Below are 16,852 nucleotides of genomic sequence, written 5' to 3'. Positions count from 1 at the left end.
CGTCAGAAATCTCAAGATTCGACGAGAGATCTGCGGGTTCTGATGGCGTATTTGACTAGATCTACTCATCTTGATACAGTTCTGCTACATGCTCAGGGATGAGAAGGAGACCAGGACATGGGAGTCGGACCGACGGCGGATGAGTTCGCACAGCTGATCGACCACACGAATCTGCATGCAGCTGCGACCAGGGCCGAGATCGAAAGACTGTGCGCCGAGGCGAGGGAACACCACTTCAGGATGGTGGCGATCAACCAAGTGCAGACCAGCCTGTGCCGGAAGCTGCTCGAAGGATCGGACGTGCACGTCGGTGCCGCCATCAGCTTCCCTCTCGGCCAGACATCGATCCAGTCAAAGGTCTTTGACACCGAAGATGCGATCCGCAACGGCGCTGACGAGATCGACTATGTCATCAACATCACCGAGTTGAAAGCAGGAAACCTAGCCTATCTCCGCAAGGAGATGGACAGCATCGTCCAGGTCTGCCGCGACCGCGACGTCCTGAGCAAAGTCATCTTCGAGAATTGCTACCTGACGCCGGACGAGATCCGGACGATGTCCGAGATCGCTGTTCAGGTCAGGCCGGATTTCATCAAGACCTCAACGGGATTCGGCACCGGCGGGGCCACGATCGAAGACGTCAGGCTGATGAAGTCCGTGGTTGGAGAGACCGTCAAGGTCAAGGCGGCCGGCGGAATCCGCACGCTGGACCAGGCGCTCTCCTTCATCGACGCCGGAGTCCAGCGGATCGGTACGTCCTCGGGAGTCGGCCTTGTCAATGCCTACTCCGCGCGCATTTCCGAGGACTCGAAGGCTCCCCGCTGAACAGGCATTGGAAACGAACTGGGAGGAGAAGACCATGGAAGCGCTTCGCCTGATCGAGGTCAACAAGCTGGTGTTCGAACAGGACGCCTCCATCCCTCGTCTCGGCGCCGACGAAGTCCTCGTCAAGGTGATGGCAGCAGGCGTGTGCGGGTCCGACTACGGACGTGTGTTCTCCTTGGGAGCGCACACGCTGCCCATCATCCTCGGCCATGAGTTCTCTGGCCTCGTCGAGGCCGTCGGACCTGAAGTCAGAGAGGACCTGGCCGGCCGACGGATCGTCGTCACCCCGCTGATCCCATGCCGCACCTGCGAGTGGTGCAGACGGGGCGAATACTCGCTGTGCGATGCCTACGGTTTCATCGGGTCACGGAGAGACGGCGCCTTCGAGCAGTACGTCGCCGTCCCCGCTTCGGCGCTCCAGGTAATCCCCGACACGATGACCTATGCCGAAGCCGCAGTCGTGGAGCCGACGGCGTGCATGCTCCATGCCATGTATCGCGGTCCGTCAATCATGGGACGGACAGTCTGCATCTCGGGCGCCGGGCCGATCGGACTTCTCGGTGTGCAGTATGCGAAGGCTTCCGGAGCCTCAGAGGTCGTCTGTGTCGACATTATCGAGAAGAAGCTCGAACTCGCCCGACGCCTCGGTGCGGACAAAACGGTGAACCTGTCTGAAAGTGATCTCGTTCCGGCAGGCCTATCAGCGACCGATGGAAGAGGATTCGACTTCACATTCGAGACGACCGGCAACCCGAACGTGCAGAACGGGGTGATTCAGACGTCCGCAAAACTTGGCTCAGTGGTGTATTTCGGGTTCTCCGGAAATGGTCTCACTCTGAATGACGAGTCCCTGGATCGCATCCTCCGAGCAGAGGTCACGCTGACGGGAGCATGGAACTCCTATTCCACAGGTTTCCCAGGGCGGGAGTGGCAGACCGCCATCGATATGATCGCCGACCATCGCATTGATGTCTCGGCAGTCGTGTCACACATCCTTCCACTGGAAGAGGCGCCCTCGTTCTTCGAGAAGGTCCGAACCCATCAAATCGAGCATGGAAAGGTCTTGTTCGCCCCCTGGGGCATCGAGGGCGCGCAGCTATAGGGACAAAGACAGGGACCGGCTGGGACGAGTCCTCTTCGGCCAGCTTCGGGGCAGAGCGGCTCTGGGGCGATGCTCCGCAAAAACGTCGGGCGTCTCATAGAGAGGCTACCGACAGAGGTGACGTGAGGCAACCATTATTCAAAGGAGAGTATTCATGGACCATTCCTATTTCATCGGCGTAGACGTGGGAACACAAGGAGTGCGTGTCGGAATATCCGACGAGAACGGCTCCATGCGAACCGTCCACGAGAGTCTGTACAAGACCTCCTATCCGAGATTCGGGTGGGCTGAACAACATCCGGACGATTGGTGGAACGGCTTCATCGCCGCGCTGAGCAAATGCTTGGCCGACGTCTCAGACGATGTCCGTACCGCAATCCGGACACTGGGAGTCTGCGGGACGTCCTCAACCGTTCTGGCCATTGACTCTCAGGGGAATCCGCTTGGCGACGCCTTGCTCTGGATGGACTCGCGAGCGACAGAGGAAGCCGCCGCCATCAACGCAACCAGGGACGAGGTGCTCAAATACTGCGGCGGCGAAGTCTCCGTCGAGTGGATGATTCCCAAGACCCTATGGATTAAGCATCATGAGCCAGACCTCTACGCAAAGGCCTACAAGATCCTCGAGCAGGTCGACTTCTTTAACTACCGTTTGACGGGCGTGTGCTGCAGTTCCATCAACATCGTCACATGCAAGTGGAACTACGTCGCGGACCGCGGCGGTTGGGACTCGGGGTTCTTCAAGCGAATTGGCCTCGAGGACTACCAGGAAAAGATCCCGATCGACGTCCGCAAGGTCGGCCAACTCGTCGGGAGGATCGATCCCGTCCTCGCGCAACGGTTCGGACTCAGCCCCGAGCTTCAGGTGATCCAGGGCGCCACTGATGCTTGCGAGGCGACGTTCGGCAACGGCGTCGTCGAACCCGGGTCCCTCGCCACAATTATGGGCACAAGTTTCGTCCATCAGGCAGTCACAGCAGATCCAATCTTCCAGAAAGGCATCTGGGGGCCCTTCAACAAAGCACTTACCGACGACTACTGGATGCTCGAGGGCGGCCAGATCTCCGCCGGGTCTATTGTCGGATGGCTTCGCGACGAGTTCGACATCACCGAGCCGTTCAGCGAGTTCAACAGAAAAGCCGCCGAGATACCCGTCGGCTCCGATGGGCTCGTGGTCCTCGACTTCTTCGCGGGCAACCGAACTCCGTACAAAAATCCGAAACTGAAGGGCGTGATTTACGGGCTGAGGCTCAACCACACGAAATACCACGTCTACCGCGCTGTGATGGAATCGGTCGCCTTCGGCACGAGGAACATCATTGAGAACTTTGCCGGACAGGGCTATCAGATCGACCGGATCGTTGGCAGCGGCGGTGCGACCAAGAACGAAGTCTGGCTGCAGATCATGGCCGACGTCACCGGAAAGACCATCACGGTCAATACGTGCACAGATGCCGGAGTCCTCGGACACGGAGTGGTCGGCGCCGTCGCCTCCGGTGTCTATCCGGATCTTCGAACGGCCGTGGACCACATGATCCACCCAGCCCGGACCTACACACCGGATCCTCATAACGTCGCCACTTATGATGCGCTCTTCAAGAAGTACCTCTCGCTCTATGAGTCTCTGAAAGACCTCATGAACAGCGAGGAGAACTGAGATGTCAGTCTATATCGCGGAGTTCATGGGTACTCTCATTCTGGTGCTTCTCGGCGACGGGGTCTGCGCCAACAACGTGCTCGCTCACAGCAAGTTTCGTAACAGCGGCGGACTGTTCGTGCTCATCGGATGGTGCTTGGCCGTCGGGGTTCCCGCAGGTATGTTCGCCCATGTCAGCGGCGCCCATTTCAACCCTGTGTTCACTTTCGGTCTGGCGGTCGCCGGATTGTTCCCCTGGGATCACGTGATCGGATACATGATTGCGCAAATGCTCGGCGGTTTCGTCGGTGCCGTGCTCGTCTGGTTGTTCTACTATCCTCATTTCCAAAACAGTCCGAATGTGCCCCCACAGGACAAACTCGGAATTTTCTGCACCACGCCGGGGATCAGAAGCATCCCGTTCAATCTATTTTCGGAGGTCATCGCGACGATGTTCCTTCTGTTCGGGATGCTCGGGATCGCGACAGCTCAGCCCGTGTCAGGCGTGGGAACGCTCTTCGTGGCGGCCATCATTCTCGTGATCGGCACCGGTCTGGGTGGCACCACCGGATTCGCGATGAACCCCGCGCGAGACCTGTCACCAAGACTCGTCCACGCGATCGTCCCGATTCAGGGGAAGGGTTCCTCCGACTGGTCATACTCCTGGGTTCCCGTGATCGGACCCCTCATCGGCGGAGTCCTGGGCGCTCTCCTCTACGTCGCGGTGTACTGAACGCAGGCATCGCCGTTTCCAGATCGTGCCCGTTCCGTCCCTGCGACGGCGGGCACGATCCTATTTCGTCCAAAAGCCCATGGGCCCGACGGTGCCGACAAGGCTCCGCCGGGTCGCCCCTGTCATACTGTCCTCACCCCACCGTCCAGCGGCCCGCCGTACGGTGGCCCCATGAGCACCCGACCACTCCGCTTCCGCACGCCGCCGACGGACAAGTGGCAGTGGCACCCCTTCCCCGTCCCCTGCCAGATCGTGTACGTGACGACCTGACTTAGGTCACGACCGGCTCGCCTCGTTGCCTCAGGGCTCACTCTCAGCGAGCCCTTGCCGGGCGCCGTCGCGCACCTCGCGGAGTTCTCCACTCACGCCGAGTGCAATCTGGTGAGCCGCGCGCCGGAGTGAGGCCAGCCGATCGCCGGCAGGCGGACCGACGCGCAGGGCCGCCCTCGTCCGAGATGGGACAATCTCCCCATGACGGCGATGCTCAACGACCTGCTGGACGACCTCGAGGACCGGGGGCGGCTCGGCGACGACGATGCCCTCTACGAGGCCTTCGCCGGGTGGGCCGAGTCCAGCGGGCGCCCCCTCTACCCCCACCAGGAGGAGGCCTTGCTGGAGATCCTCGCCGGCAACCACGTCATCGCGGCCACGCCGACGGGTTCCGGGAAGTCGATGATCGCCCTGGCCGCGCATTTCGTCTCCCTGGCCCGCGGCGGGCGCTCCTACTACACGGCGCCGCTCAAGGCGCTGGTCTCGGAGAAGTTCTTCGACCTCGTCGCCCTTTTCGGGGCGGACAACGTCGGGATGGTGACCGGAGACGTCTCGCTGAATGCGGCCGCCCCCGTCATCTGCTGCACGGCGGAGATCCTCGCCAACCAGGCGCTGCGGGAGGGAGCCGGCCTGGACACGGACATGGTCATCATGGACGAATTCCACTTCTACGGCGATCCCCAGCGCGGGTGGGCGTGGCAGGTGCCGCTCCTGGAGCTCACGAGACCGCAGTTCATCGCCATGTCGGCCACCCTGGGCGACACCTCGCGCTTCCAGGCGCAGTGGAAGCAGCGCACGGGGCGCGACGTCGCGCTGGTCGACGACGCCGAGCGCCCGGTCCCCCTGGAGTTCGACTACGTCGTCGACGATGTCCACGACACCGTCGAGCGCCTGCTCGCGGAGGGGCGGTGGCCCGTCTACATCGTCCACTTCGCCCAGCGCGACGCGGTGGAGACCGCGCAGTCCTTCGACCGGCGCCGCCTCATCGACGACGACCAGAAGGCGCGCATCGCCCGGGCGCTCGCGACGGTGCGCTTCGGCCGCGGATTCGGCCAGACCCTGCGCCACCTCCTCGCCCAGGGCATCGGCGTCCACCACGCGGGGATGCTGCCGCGCTACCGGCGCCTTGTCGAGCGCCTCACCCAGCAGGGGCTGCTCGCCATCGTGTGCGGGACGGACACGCTGGGGGTCGGCATCAACGTGCCCATCCGAACGGTCCTCCTGACGTCTCTCGTGAAGTTCGACGGGGAGCGCATGCGCCACCTCTCGGCACGGGAGTTCCACCAGATCGCCGGACGCGCCGGGCGCGCGGGCTTCGACCAGGTCGGCTTCGTCCGGGTGCTCGCCCCGGGCCACGAGGTCGAGAACGCCCGCGCCCGGGCGCGTCTGAGCGCCGCGGAGGAGAACGCGCGCGACGAGCGCGAGGCACGACGGGTGGCGAAGAAGGCGAAAAAGCGCGGCGCCGCCACGAGGAGCCCGGAGAAGGGGCAGATCACGTGGACGCGCTCGACCTTCGAGCGCCTGCGCGATGCCCAGCCGGAGCAGCTCTCCTCCCAATTCGCGATGACCCATTCGATGGTGCTCAACGTGCTGGCCGGGACCGCCGCCGACGCCCACCGGGACCCGGCGGAGCACCTTCTGGCGTTGGCCACCGGCAACGACGACCCGGTGCGCGAGTCGAACCCGCACCTGCGCCGCCTGGCCGAGATCTACCAGTCGATGCGCCAGGCCGGCGTGGTCGACCATGTCTCCTCCGAGCAGGCCGCCTCCGACGGCCGCCCCCGTCTGCGCCTCGTGGCCGACCTGCCCGACGACTTCGCGCTCAACCAGCCGCTCTCCCCCTTCGCGCTGGCGGCCCTGGAGCTCCTGGATCCCGACTCGCCCGCCTATGCCCTGGACGTCGTGTCGGTGGTCGAGTCGGTCCTGGAGGATCCGCGCCCCCTGCTCTACGCCCAGCAGCGGACGCGGCGCGACCAGGCGATGGCCGCCATGAAGGCGGAGGGGCTGGAGTACGACGAGCGCATCGCCCGCCTCGACGAGGTGACCTGGCCGAAGCCTCTGGAGGACCTGCTCGAGGACGCTTTCCGGACCTACGTCCAGTCGAACCCCTGGGTCGGCGATCTGGAGATCTCCCCGAAGTCGGTCGTGCGGGAGATGATCGAGAACGCCCAGACCTTCACGGAGCTCATCGGCCGCTACGACGTGGGCCGCTCCGAGGGCGTGGTCCTGCGCTACCTCACCGACGCCTACCGTTCGCTGCGCCAGGTCGTCCCCGAGTCCGCGGTGACGCCCGAGCTCAGGGCCATCATCGACTGGCTGGGCGCTCTGATCCGCTCCGTCGACTCCTCCCTCCTCGACGAGTGGGAGGCACTCGCCTCCGGGCGCGCGCCCGCGATCAGCGAGGGCGACTCCGGCGGCGCGTCCGGGGCCGAACTGGCCTTCGGCGCCGACGAGGACGGGACGGTCGCCTTCAGCGCGAACCGGCATGCGTTCCGCACGGCGATCCGCACCGCGCTATTCCGTCGGGTCGAGCTCATGAGCCGCGACGATGTGGAGGGCCTGGCGCGGGCCGACGGGCCCGCGGGCTGGCCGGCCGGGAGGTGGGACCGGGAGCTGGCGCGCTACTGGGCCGAGCACGACTGGATCGGCATCGATCAGCGGGCCAGGTCCTCGGCGCTCGTCTCCGTGATCGAGCGACCCACGCCGGCGGACTTCCTGGATGCCGGGGCGACGGAGGCGGTGGCGGAGGGGGCGGAGACCATGCCGGGGCGCCTGTGGCTCGCCGCCCAGACCCTGGTGGATCCCGAGGGAGACATGGACTGGCGTCTGACGGTGCTCGTGGACGTCGCCGAGTCCGACCGCTCCGGTGCCGTCGTGCTGCGCCCACTCGCCTTCGGCCCCCGCTGAGGGGAGCGGGCGCCGCCCTCGTCGCCCGCGGGAGAAAACCATTCGTGCGATAGGTCACAAACCGCGTCGGACCCGCAGCACAGAGGTGGCTCAATTCGGTCAGGCTCGCCTCACCTAATTGGGTCTCGTCGCACGTCACGGGACCTGGTATCCGCACCCGAACCCGAGGAGCACCATGCGAGCGCTCTCCACGCGCCTGATCACCACTCTCATCGCGGCGGCCGCCGTGATGACCGCCTGTTCCACCGGCGCCGGCTCGGCCCAGCCCGATGCCGCCGAGTCCGGGACCCCCGCCGCCGCGTCCGGCGATCTGGGGACGTGGCCCCGCGCGATCGCCGACGAGCAGGGCGAGGTCACGATCGACGCGAAGCCGGAGAGGATCGTCTCGACCTCCCTCTCCGTCACGGGCACGCTGCTGGCCATCGGCGCGCCAGTGGCGTCGGCCGCCACCTCGGTCTCCGACATCACCGACGACAAGGGGTTCTTCTCCCAGTGGGCCGACGTGGCCGATGAGAAGGGCGTCGAGGTCCTCTACCCCGATCTCGAATTCGACATGGAGGCCCTCATCGCCGCCGATCCCGACCTCGTCGTCGTCTCCACCTCGGGCGCCGACTCGGTCCTCGACCACTACGACGAGATCGCCGCCGAGTTCCCGACCATCGTCGTCGACTACTCGAAGCAGACCTGGCAGGACCTGGCCACCCAGCTCGGAGAGGCCACCGGCCTGGAGGGCGAAGCCCAGGCCTCCATCGCCGACTTCGACGACTACGCCGCCACCGCCGCTCAGAGGATCACGGCCCCTGAGGGCGGCGTGAGCATCGTCTCCTACAACGGGCCCGGCTCCGACCAGGGCGTCGCGAAGCTGACCGGTCCCCACGCCCAGCTCATGGAGTCCCTGGGCCTCGACGTCGTCGAGGGGCCCGAGGACCTCGACACCAGCGAGCAGTCACGGTCGGACTTCATCTTCGTCACCCTGGAGAACCTGTCGAAGGCCGTCGGCGGCGAGACCGTCTTCCTGCTGACCGGCACCGAGGAGACGGTCTCCGCCTTCGCCTCCGACTCGGTCCTGGCCAACCTCCCGGCCGTCCAGAAGGACCAGGTCTACCCGCTGGGACCGACCTCGTTCCGCATCGACTACTACTCCGGCAAGCAACTCGTCGACGCCGTCGTGGACGCCCTGGGCGCCTGAGACAGGTGATGTCGACCGCAGCGACCGCCCGCCGGGGCGGCAGCGAGCCCACCGGGTCCGCCGCCACCCCGGCGGGTTCCGCTGCGCACGGAACCTCTGGGGTATCCGATCGCCCCGGAGCCGGGGGCGCCGGGCGCTCCCCTGGCTCCGGCCGCCTCCGGCACTCCCATCGCGGCCCGCTGCTGCTGGCCCTGGCGCTGGCCCTCATCCCGCTGATGGCGTTGTCCGTGGCGGTGGGGTCCCGCCCCGTCGACCTCGCCACCGTCGTCGACGCCCTGCGCGCCTTCGATCCTGGGGACAACGACCATCTGGTCGTGCGCGAGCTGCGGGTGCCGCGCACGATCCTGGCGGTCCTCACGGGAGGCTGCCTGGGAGTCGCCGGCGCGCTCATGCAGTCCCTGACACGCAACACGTTGGCCGAGCCCGGGACCCTGGGGGTCAATGCCGGAGCGGCCCTGGGAGTCGTCGTCGGCCTGGCGCTCACCGGCTCCGCCTCGATCACGGTCTACGTGTGGTTCGCGTTCGCCGGCGCCGGACTGGCCTCGGTCCTCGTCCACCGGCTGGGCCGGGCGGGCGAGGCCGGCGTCAACCCCGTTCGGCTCGTGCTCGCGGGGGCCGGGCTGTCGATGACGTTGGGCGCCCTCACCGACATCCTCATCCTCTCAAGCCCCCAGCAGATCCTCGACAGCTTCCGCAACTGGGCGACCGGATCACTCCAGGGACGCGGCTGGGAGTCGCTGCCCGTCGTCGCGGTGTGCCTGGCCGTCGGCCTGGCCCTGGCATTGTCCCTGTCGGGTCCCCTGAATTCCGTGTCGCTGGGCACCGACCTGGCACGCGCCCTGGGGGTCGACGTCCGACGCACCTGGGGATGGACGAACCTGGCGATCATGGTCCTGGCTGGAGGCGCGACGGCCGCCATCGGCCCGGTCTCCTTCGTGGGGCTGGCCGCTCCCCACGCGGCGCGCAGCATCGTCGGCCCCGACCACCGCTGGGTCGTCCCCTACTCCTGCGTCCTCGCGTCCATGGCCGTCTTGATCGCGGACCTCCTGGGGCGCCTCGTCCTGCATCCGGGAGAGATCGGGGCGGGCATCATGACCGCTCTCATCGGCGCCCCCTTCTTCATCGCGCTGGTGCGCCGGGGGCGGGTGAGCGAGCTGTGACGGCGTTGCGCGTGGGCGTGGGCCCGCTCCGCCTGCGTGTGGAGCGGCGCACACTGGCGGTCGGCGCCGTCCTGGTCGGGGTGCTCGCCGCGGCGGCCCTCGCCTCGCTGATGTCGGGCACCGTGTCCCTGTCCCCCGGGCAGGTCCTCGGCGCCCTGGGCGGACACGCCGACTCGGAGAGGGCCGCGCGGGTCATGTGGCAGATCCGCGTCCCCCGGGTCGTCACGGCGCTCGCCGTCGGCATGGCCCTGGGAGCCGCGGGCTGCGTCTTCCAGTCCGTGTCCCGCAACGCCCTCGGCTCCCCCGACGTCATCGGGTTCACCTCGGGCGCCGCCACCGGCGCCGTCGTCCAGATCGTCCTCATCGGGGCGGGCCCGGGAGCCACGACGGCCGCCGCGGTCGCCGCCGGGCTGCTCACCGCCCTGGTGGTCTACGCGCTCGCCCGTAAGGACGGGGTGAGCGGCGGCTACCGGCTGGTCCTCGTCGGCATCGGGGTGAGTGCCTTCGCCGGGGCGCTCAACACGCTCGTCCTGGCCCGCGGGGACATCGATCTCACGACTCGCGCCAGGGTGTGGCTCTCCGGATCCCTCAACGCCCGGACCTGGGACGACGCGTGGCCGCCATTGGCCGCCGTCGTCGTCCTCGTCCCCGCGCTCGCCGCGCTGGCCCGCCACCTGGACATCCTCGAGATGGGCGACGACCAGGCCGGCCAGCTCGGCGTCCATGCCGAGCCCACCCGCCTGCTCGCCATGCTCATCGGCGTCGTGCTGACGGCCGCGGCCGTCGCGGGCGCCGGTCCCATCGCCTTCGTCGCGCTCGCCGCCCCGCAGATCGCTGTGCGCCTCACCCGCGCCTCCCGCGTCCAGGTCATCGTCTCGGCGCTCATGGGAGCGGGCCTGCTTCTGCTCGCCGATCTCGTGTCCGTGCACCTGCCGGTGCGGGCTGCCCTGCCGGTCGGCCTCACCACGGGGGCGCTGGGCGGCGTGTACCTGTTGTGGGTCCTCTCCCGATCGAGGTCGGTATGACCAGGACTTCCCCGGAGGAATCATGAGCACTTCCCTCGACGAGGACGCCTCCCCGCTGCGCGGGGAGGGCCTCACCCTCTCCTACGGCGAGGGGCGCACCGTCTCCGATCACCTGGACATCGCGGTGCCCGACCACTCGTTCACGGCGGTCATCGGCCCGAACGCCTGCGGGAAGTCGACGCTGCTGCGCGCGCTCGCCCGGCTGCTCGCCCCCGAGCGCGGCGCCGTCGTCCTGGACGGGCGCGATATCCGGGACATCCCCTCCAGGACCGTTGCCCGCCGGCTCGGGCTGCTGCCCCAGACCTCCCACAGCCCGGCCGGCATCTCCGTGCGAGACCTCGTCGCCCGGGGCCGTTTCCCCCACCAGTCGCTGCTGCGGCAGTGGTCTCCCTCGGATGACGCGGCCGTCCAACGGGCCATGGCCGCCACGGGTGTCGCCGACCTGGCCGATCGCCTGGTCGACGAGCTCTCCGGAGGACAGCGGCAGCGCGTGTGGCTGTCACTGGTATTGGCCCAGGAGACCCCTCTGCTGCTGCTCGACGAGCCGACGACCTTCCTCGACATCACCCACCAGCTCGAGATCCTGGATCTGTGCCGCTCGCTGCATGCCACGGGCCGATACACGCTGGTGGCGGTGCTCCACGACCTCAATCTGGCGTTCCGCTACGCGACGCACCTCATCGTGATGAAGGACGGACGCGTCGTGGCGTCGGGCGCTCCCGAGGACGTGGTGGATGCCGACCTGATCCGCGAGGTCTACGGCGTCGACTGCCTGTGCCTGCCGGACCCCGTCAACGGCCGGCCGATGATCGTGCCCCTGGACACCACCGCCCCCATCCCGACCGCGCCGCCCTCCGAGAGGGCCTCCGCATGACGCCCTCGCCGGCCGCCGGCGGTCTGCCCACCGTTCTCGAGGTCGCCGACGTCATCGATCTCACGGCGTCGATGCGACGCATCCGCTTCGCCGGGGCCGGCGTCTCCGCGCATCTCCGCGCGCCCCGCATCCCCAACATCAAGCTGCTGGAGGCCGCGCTCGGCCTCGCGCTGCCGGACCCTCTCGAGGAGGACGTCATCTGGGTCTCCGCGGAGTGCCGGGTGGCGCGCGCGGTCCGCCGTCATGTCCGGATGCTCGGCGTTCCCCGAGGGAACCAGCTCATCATCGGCTACTGGCGCCGCGGCATCACCGAGACCGCCTATGGGGCGCCGTCGCGCAACGACCGCGTGCCCGGCGAGTCGCTCGTCGTCCTGCCCGAGAGCGGGAAGCTGCGGGCCGACTCGCTCGGGAGACTCTTCGCCGGGGATGCGGAATCTCACCTCGCCGAATCCGACGACTAAGGCTAGCCTGACCTCAGTGCCCCCGCGCCCCGTGCGCACCGTCCCGGAGGATTCCGCATGACAGCCCAGCCTGGCCCCGCCCGCGATCTCGTCGACGAGTACACCCCGCGGGCGTGGTGCGACCGTCTGGGATCGATCCATGTGGAACGCGCCCGCCAAGTCCCTCCTCACGACGCGGCGGTCCCCCGGGTGCCCACGCCTCTGGGCGTCCTCGGCGTCCTCGACGCCATCGGCGGTGAGGACGCCCCCAGGTCGGGCGTCCTCACGAACCCGCTGATCAGCACGGACCCCGACGCAGCGGCAGCCGGGGGTGCCACGCGGGGCGGGGAACCGCCGATGCGGCTGTACACCTGGATCGTGGACGCGCCCGGGGCCTCCGCCGTGCTGCTGTGGGGCAACGGGCTCTTCGACCACACGGACGTCGGCGCCTCCGAGCTCGAACGCGTTCCCGCGGGAAACCGCTGCGCGGGCCGGTGGACGATCACCCTCCGCCTGCCCGCAGACTGGCGCGGCTCCTACCGGATCGCCATCCACGAGGGGCCGGGCGAGGCCCCGTGGCGTTCGGCCCGAGGCCGTCACGCCATCCGCCGGGCGGCGATCGACGGGGCGCGCGTGGATCCCCTGGGCTCCCAGAGCATCCGCGGGTCGGGCGGCCAGGCGTGGTCGGTGGCCGCCGGACCCGCCGCTCCGGCGGAGTCCTGGCGGCTCGGAGGCCGAGCCGATCAGACTGGCGGCTCCAGCCATCCTCACGGCCTCGTCGACGAGTTGGCCTTCCCCGCGGATGGCCCGCGTCCAGCCGAGCGCGCGTGGGTCTACCGTCCGGCCGCGGCGGCCGCCGGGAACCCGGAGCGCACGCCGGTCCTGGTGCTCTTCGACGGGCAGGTCTGGAAGGACGGGCTCGACCTGCCGGCCGCGATGGACGCCGTCATCGCCCGCGGGCTGGTGGCGCCCCTGCACGTGGTCATGGTCGACTCCCATGACGAGGACACGCGCTGGGCGCACCTGGGAGTGCCGGGCGGCCAGGTCGATGCGGTGCTCGACCGCATCCTCCCGCAGGTGCGCGCGGCCTATCCGGTGAGTCCCCGCGGCTGCGACACGGCTGTGGCCGGGCAGAGCCTCGGCGGCCTGGCGGCCCTGTGGACCGTCGCGCTGGCGGAGGGGCGTGTCGACCACGCGATCGCCCAGTCGCCGTCACTGTGGCGCTTCCCGGTGGCCGCTCCCCTCCTGCGCGAGCCGCGGTGGCGCTCCATCCGCCTGCAGGCCGGCACCCTTGAGGGCGAGATGCTGCAGGACGCTCTCGACCTCGAGCAGCGCCTGAGCTTCGACCCGCTGGCGGGATGCCGTTCCATCAGCGTCCAGCCCGTCCACGGAGGACACGACTGGGCGTGGTGGCGGGTCGGACTCGTCGAGGCGCTGCGCGAGCTCTTCCCCGCGGGGCCCGCCCCTGGGGAGAGCTGAGAGATCCGTCGCCTCTCCGCCCGCCTCGATCCGGCTCCCGAGGGCTGGAGGCGGCCGATGGCGGGCGCGGGGCGTCCTCACGCCCGATTCGGGTGGGGACGGGGCCGGGCGCCTCAGCGCAGGACGATCTCCCACGAGGCCGCCCGAGGCCACAGGGCGTACCGGGGAAGGACGTCCGGGCCGCATGTGCGCGACCCGAGCCCGTGCTGGGCGATGTCGAGGACGAGGCAGAGACGCCGTCCGGGATCGGGAAGCTCATGGGCGTGGTCGGCGCGGGAAAGCTCCTGAGGGCTGTGCCGCAGGAGCTGGAAGCCAGGGCGCCCGTCCACGCCCTCAACGGTCGCCAGGTCCAGCCCTCCGAGGCGAAGCTCGCGGAGACCGGGCCGGAACCCCGTCTCCTGGGGGCGGGCATAGGCGACGGCGAGCGCATCGATGTCCGAGGAGAAACGCCCCACCCACGTCGCGTCGCACGAGTCGGGATAGGACTCGGACGGGCCGGTCCCCCACCAGGACACCGTCTCGGTCCCGGCCCCCTCGGGCAGATCGAAACGGATCCCGAGCCGGGGCCACGTGCATGTCCATCTTCCGAACGGCCTGACGGACACGCGGAGGTGGAGCCCGTCGGAGGCGCCCCGCCATCGGAAGGTGGAGTCGACACCGTGGGATTGGCCCGCGGGCATCGAGCGGACGCGTTGGACCAGGCCGCCGGACGCCGGCTGCCGGGAGACCACGCGGTGCATGAGGCGGTCAAGGCCCGCCTCGCGCCACAGCTGGGCGCTCGATGCCGCGTCCTCGTCCCCTCGCCCGTCGCTGAGAGCGGGATCCGTCAGCTCGTACGAGCCCTGGCCCGTCGCCCGGTCGTTCTCGGTGGGGGCCCGCCACAGCTCGGCCGTGGGACCGACGACCCTGACACCGCGCCATGAGAGAAGGGAGCCGGTGTCGGAGAAGACCGCGCGCGCGAGGACCCCGGCAGCATCCTCCCCGGTCTCGCCCCCGCCCTCGTCTCCTCCGAGGAGACCCGGGGATCCGGTGAACGCGCTCGGTGGGCGCCGCTCGGCAAGCGCCGCCTGCGCGCGGGCGACCACGTGGCCTGCCGGGGCCCAGAGGACCGCGTCGGCCAGACGGGCCTCGACGAGAAGGTGCCATTCCGCTGTCGGCCGGTCTCCGCTCATGGCATCGAGAGCCTCGGCGCACGCCGGATCCGACGTCAGGTCGATCTCCGTCGTCTGCCCCGGGGCGAGGTCCCCCGCAGGCCCCCGGCCAGCCAGGTCGATGTCCCCGGAGGCGGCCTCAAGGCCGTCGCGCTGCAACGCCCAATGGGCGAGGAGGTCCCCGATCCCGCCGTCATGTCGGCGGTTGGCCACGGTCAGGCGCGCGCCGTCCAGGGTGAGACGCACGGGTGCCCACACGGCGGCGAGCTCGGCCAGGGCCGGCGAGGGGGTTCCGTCGGAGAGCACGAGGCCGTCCATGATGAACGAGCCGTCATGAAGGACCTCACCGAAGTCACCGCCGAAACCGAAGTACTCGTGCCCCTGGTCGTCGCGCGTGCGCAGGCCGTGATCGCGCCACTCCCAGATGAACCCTCCGCAGTGCCGCTCGAAGCGGTCCGTGAGTTCCTCGTAGTCCGCGAGGGAGCCGGGCCCGTTGCCCATGGCGTGGCCGTACTCGCACAGGATGAACGGCTTGGCCCTCTGGCGGGCGCCTTCGGCCGGCCCCGCCTCGTGGAGCGGCATGGTCGGCGTGTCCGCGCAGATCGACGTGATCTCCTCGAGCGTCGGGTACATCCGGGAGTAGACGTCGGTGTAGGCGCCGCCGCGGTCGCCCTCGTAGTGGACGGGCCGTGTGGGGTCGTTGCGATGGACCCAGTCGGCCATCTCAGCGAGATTGCGCCCCGTGCCCGACTCGTTGCCCAGCGACCACATGATGATGCTGGGATGGTTGACGTCGCGGCGGACGGTGCGCGCGATTCGGTCGAGGAGGGCGTCGCGCCAGGCCGGGTCGTCGCCCGGGTTTCCCGACCAGTCGTTCTCGGAGAAGCCGTGCGTCTCGAGGTCACACTCGAGGACGACCCAGAATCCGAGCTCGTCGGCAAGCTCCAGGGTCCGCGGATGCGGTGGCTGGTGGCAGGTCCTGATCGCGTTGATGTTGTGGCGCTTCATCAGGCAGAGATCCTTCATCACGAAGTCCTCGTCGAAGACGCGCCCGAGGTCCGGATTCGTCTCGTGCCGGTTGACGCCCCGCAGGGTCAGGGGGCGGCCGTTGGCGACCAGCCGGCCGGCGACGATCTCGATGCGCCGGAACCCCACCCGCAGACGCGCCTGCTCGCCGGGCGAGGACACGGTGACGTCGTAGAGCCGCGGGGACTCCGCCGACCACGGGTCCACGGGGCCGACGTCCAGGGGACGCGCTTCGGCAGGGGTCTCCCATGTGGCGTGGGTCCCCAGCTCGGGGATCTCGACCGTGACCGGGAAGGCTCCGCTCACGGCGAGATCGAGTCTGCCGCCGCCCGTGGAGCGGTCGTAGTCCGCATACGCCCGGACGTCCTCGAGGCCGTTCCGCGGACGCGAGACCAGCGAGACGTCGCGGAAGATGCCGGGCAGCCACCACTGGTCCTGATCCTCGAGGTAGCTCGCCGGGGACCACTGGCTCACTCTCACGGCGAGGACGTTGGCGCCGGGGCGCAGGACGGCGGTGACGTCGAACTCCGTGGGCAGGCGGCTCCCGGTGAACCAGCCGACAGGCCGCCCGTTGAGCCAGACGCGCGCATGGGACTCGACCCCGTCGAACCGCAGGACCGCGCGCCCTCCGCGGGCGAATCCGTCCGGCACCTCGAAGGTGACCCGGTGGTCGCCTGTGGGGTTCTCGTCGGGGACGTGCGGGGGGTCCAGCGGGAAGGGATAGGCGATGTTCGTGTAGATCGGCGAGCCGTGCCCCTGGAGCACCCAGTGGCCCGGAACGAGGAGGCGCTCCCACGAGCCGTCGTCGAACGAGGGCTCGGCGAACGGGGGGATCCCCTCCCCGTCCTCGTCCCCGGGGCTGTGCTCGTGGAGCCGGAACGCCCACGAGCCGCCGAGGGCGAGGACCGGGGCGTCCGTGCGGAGGAAGGCGCGCGGGGGAAGCCGCGTGCTCGAACCCGGCGAGGTCGACTCGAGTGATGGGTCCATGGGACTGTGAACCTCCGATGCAGGCGGGGCTGGGGGATCCGGCGATGC

At 68.9% G+C, this 16,852-nt stretch carries 12 protein-coding genes; 11 read left to right on the top strand and 1 reads right to left on the bottom strand.

Annotation, left to right across the window (positions count from 1 at the left end; translation table 11 throughout):
• Positions 1–117 precede the first annotated feature (117 nt).
• From deoC to ACFQWG_RS02100, 11 genes are all read left to right on the top strand, one after another.
• Entirely contained in the window at positions 118–825 is a 708-nt protein-coding gene (gene deoC, locus ACFQWG_RS02150; protein ID WP_380971688.1) for a deoxyribose-phosphate aldolase, read from the top strand.
• Positions 826–859: 34 nt separating this feature from the next.
• Positions 860–1,927, top strand: coding sequence for a galactitol-1-phosphate 5-dehydrogenase (locus ACFQWG_RS02145; RefSeq protein WP_380971686.1), 1,068 nt, complete (start codon positions 860–862; stop codon positions 1,925–1,927).
• Between the two features lie 154 nt (positions 1,928–2,081).
• Positions 2,082–3,584 carry an FGGY-family carbohydrate kinase gene (locus ACFQWG_RS02140; protein ID WP_380971684.1) on the top strand — a complete coding sequence of 501 codons (1,503 nt, stop codon included), beginning with the start codon at positions 2,082–2,084 and terminating at the stop codon, positions 3,582–3,584.
• Between the two features lies 1 nt (position 3,585).
• A complete protein-coding gene (locus ACFQWG_RS02135; RefSeq protein WP_380971682.1) occupies positions 3,586–4,296 on the top strand; it encodes an MIP/aquaporin family protein in 711 nt (236 codons plus the stop codon).
• 471 nt (positions 4,297–4,767) lie between these two features.
• The gene (locus tag ACFQWG_RS02130) at positions 4,768–7,473 is read left to right on the top strand and encodes a DEAD/DEAH box helicase (protein WP_380971680.1); all 2,706 of its coding nucleotides are present in this window, start codon (positions 4,768–4,770) and stop codon (positions 7,471–7,473) included.
• A 175-nt stretch (positions 7,474–7,648) separates the two neighbouring features.
• Positions 7,649–8,662 carry a Fe2+-enterobactin ABC transporter substrate-binding protein gene (gene fepB / locus ACFQWG_RS02125; RefSeq protein WP_380971678.1) on the top strand — a complete coding sequence of 338 codons (1,014 nt, stop codon included), beginning with the start codon at positions 7,649–7,651 and terminating at the stop codon, positions 8,660–8,662.
• Positions 8,663–8,670: 8 nt separating this feature from the next.
• Positions 8,671–9,822, top strand: a complete 1,152-nt coding sequence (locus tag ACFQWG_RS02120; RefSeq protein WP_380971676.1) for a FecCD family ABC transporter permease — start codon at positions 8,671–8,673, stop codon at positions 9,820–9,822.
• Positions 9,819–10,847, top strand: coding sequence for a FecCD family ABC transporter permease (locus tag ACFQWG_RS02115; protein ID WP_380971674.1), 1,029 nt, complete (start codon positions 9,819–9,821; stop codon positions 10,845–10,847). Before ACFQWG_RS02120 ends, ACFQWG_RS02115 begins: the two co-directional genes overlap by 4 nt.
• Before the next feature lie 22 nt (positions 10,848–10,869).
• Positions 10,870–11,721: an ABC transporter ATP-binding protein gene (locus ACFQWG_RS02110; protein WP_380971672.1), complete on the top strand. Its 852-nt coding sequence runs from the start codon at positions 10,870–10,872 to the stop codon at positions 11,719–11,721.
• Positions 11,718–12,182, top strand: a complete 465-nt coding sequence (locus ACFQWG_RS02105) for an SIP domain-containing protein (RefSeq protein ID WP_380971670.1) — start codon at positions 11,718–11,720, stop codon at positions 12,180–12,182. Before ACFQWG_RS02110 ends, ACFQWG_RS02105 begins: the two co-directional genes overlap by 4 nt.
• A 57-nt stretch (positions 12,183–12,239) precedes the next feature.
• The gene (locus tag ACFQWG_RS02100) at positions 12,240–13,640 is read left to right on the top strand and encodes an alpha/beta hydrolase-fold protein (protein WP_380971668.1); all 1,401 of its coding nucleotides are present in this window, start codon (positions 12,240–12,242) and stop codon (positions 13,638–13,640) included.
• A 113-nt stretch (positions 13,641–13,753) separates the two neighbouring features.
• On the opposite strand, the gene ACFQWG_RS02095 is transcribed toward ACFQWG_RS02100, so the two are convergent.
• A complete protein-coding gene (locus ACFQWG_RS02095; RefSeq protein WP_380971666.1) occupies positions 13,754–16,804 on the bottom strand; it encodes a glycoside hydrolase family 2 TIM barrel-domain containing protein in 3,051 nt (1,016 codons plus the stop codon).
• Positions 16,805–16,852 lie beyond the last annotated feature (48 nt).

It is taken from the genome of Schaalia naturae (assembly GCF_042665795.1).
In the GTDB taxonomy this organism is placed as follows: domain Bacteria; phylum Actinomycetota; class Actinomycetes; order Actinomycetales; family Actinomycetaceae; genus Pauljensenia; species Pauljensenia naturae.
Note: the sequence above shows the minus strand (reverse complement) of the source record. Positions and strands in the feature narration are given on the sequence as shown.

Excerpts from the sequence above, each read along its gene's own strand:
- deoC (WP_380971688.1), top strand. The coding sequence starts at position 118 with ATGGGAGTCGGACCGACGGCGGATGAGTTCGCACAGCTGATCGACCAC.
- ACFQWG_RS02145 (WP_380971686.1), top strand. The coding sequence starts at position 860 with ATGGAAGCGCTTCGCCTGATCGAGGTCAACAAGCTGGTGTTCGAACAG.
- ACFQWG_RS02140 (WP_380971684.1), top strand. The coding sequence starts at position 2,082 with ATGGACCATTCCTATTTCATCGGCGTAGACGTGGGAACACAAGGAGTG.
- ACFQWG_RS02135 (WP_380971682.1), top strand. The coding sequence starts at position 3,586 with ATGTCAGTCTATATCGCGGAGTTCATGGGTACTCTCATTCTGGTGCTT.
- ACFQWG_RS02130 (WP_380971680.1), top strand. The coding sequence starts at position 4,768 with ATGACGGCGATGCTCAACGACCTGCTGGACGACCTCGAGGACCGGGGG.
- fepB (WP_380971678.1), top strand. The coding sequence starts at position 7,649 with ATGCGAGCGCTCTCCACGCGCCTGATCACCACTCTCATCGCGGCGGCC.
- ACFQWG_RS02120 (WP_380971676.1), top strand. The coding sequence starts at position 8,671 with ATGTCGACCGCAGCGACCGCCCGCCGGGGCGGCAGCGAGCCCACCGGG.
- ACFQWG_RS02110 (WP_380971672.1), top strand. The coding sequence starts at position 10,870 with ATGAGCACTTCCCTCGACGAGGACGCCTCCCCGCTGCGCGGGGAGGGC.
- ACFQWG_RS02105 (WP_380971670.1), top strand. The coding sequence starts at position 11,718 with ATGACGCCCTCGCCGGCCGCCGGCGGTCTGCCCACCGTTCTCGAGGTC.
- ACFQWG_RS02100 (WP_380971668.1), top strand. The coding sequence starts at position 12,240 with ATGACAGCCCAGCCTGGCCCCGCCCGCGATCTCGTCGACGAGTACACC.
- ACFQWG_RS02095 (WP_380971666.1), bottom strand. The coding sequence starts at position 16,804 with ATGGACCCATCACTCGAGTCGACCTCGCCGGGTTCGAGCACGCGGCTT.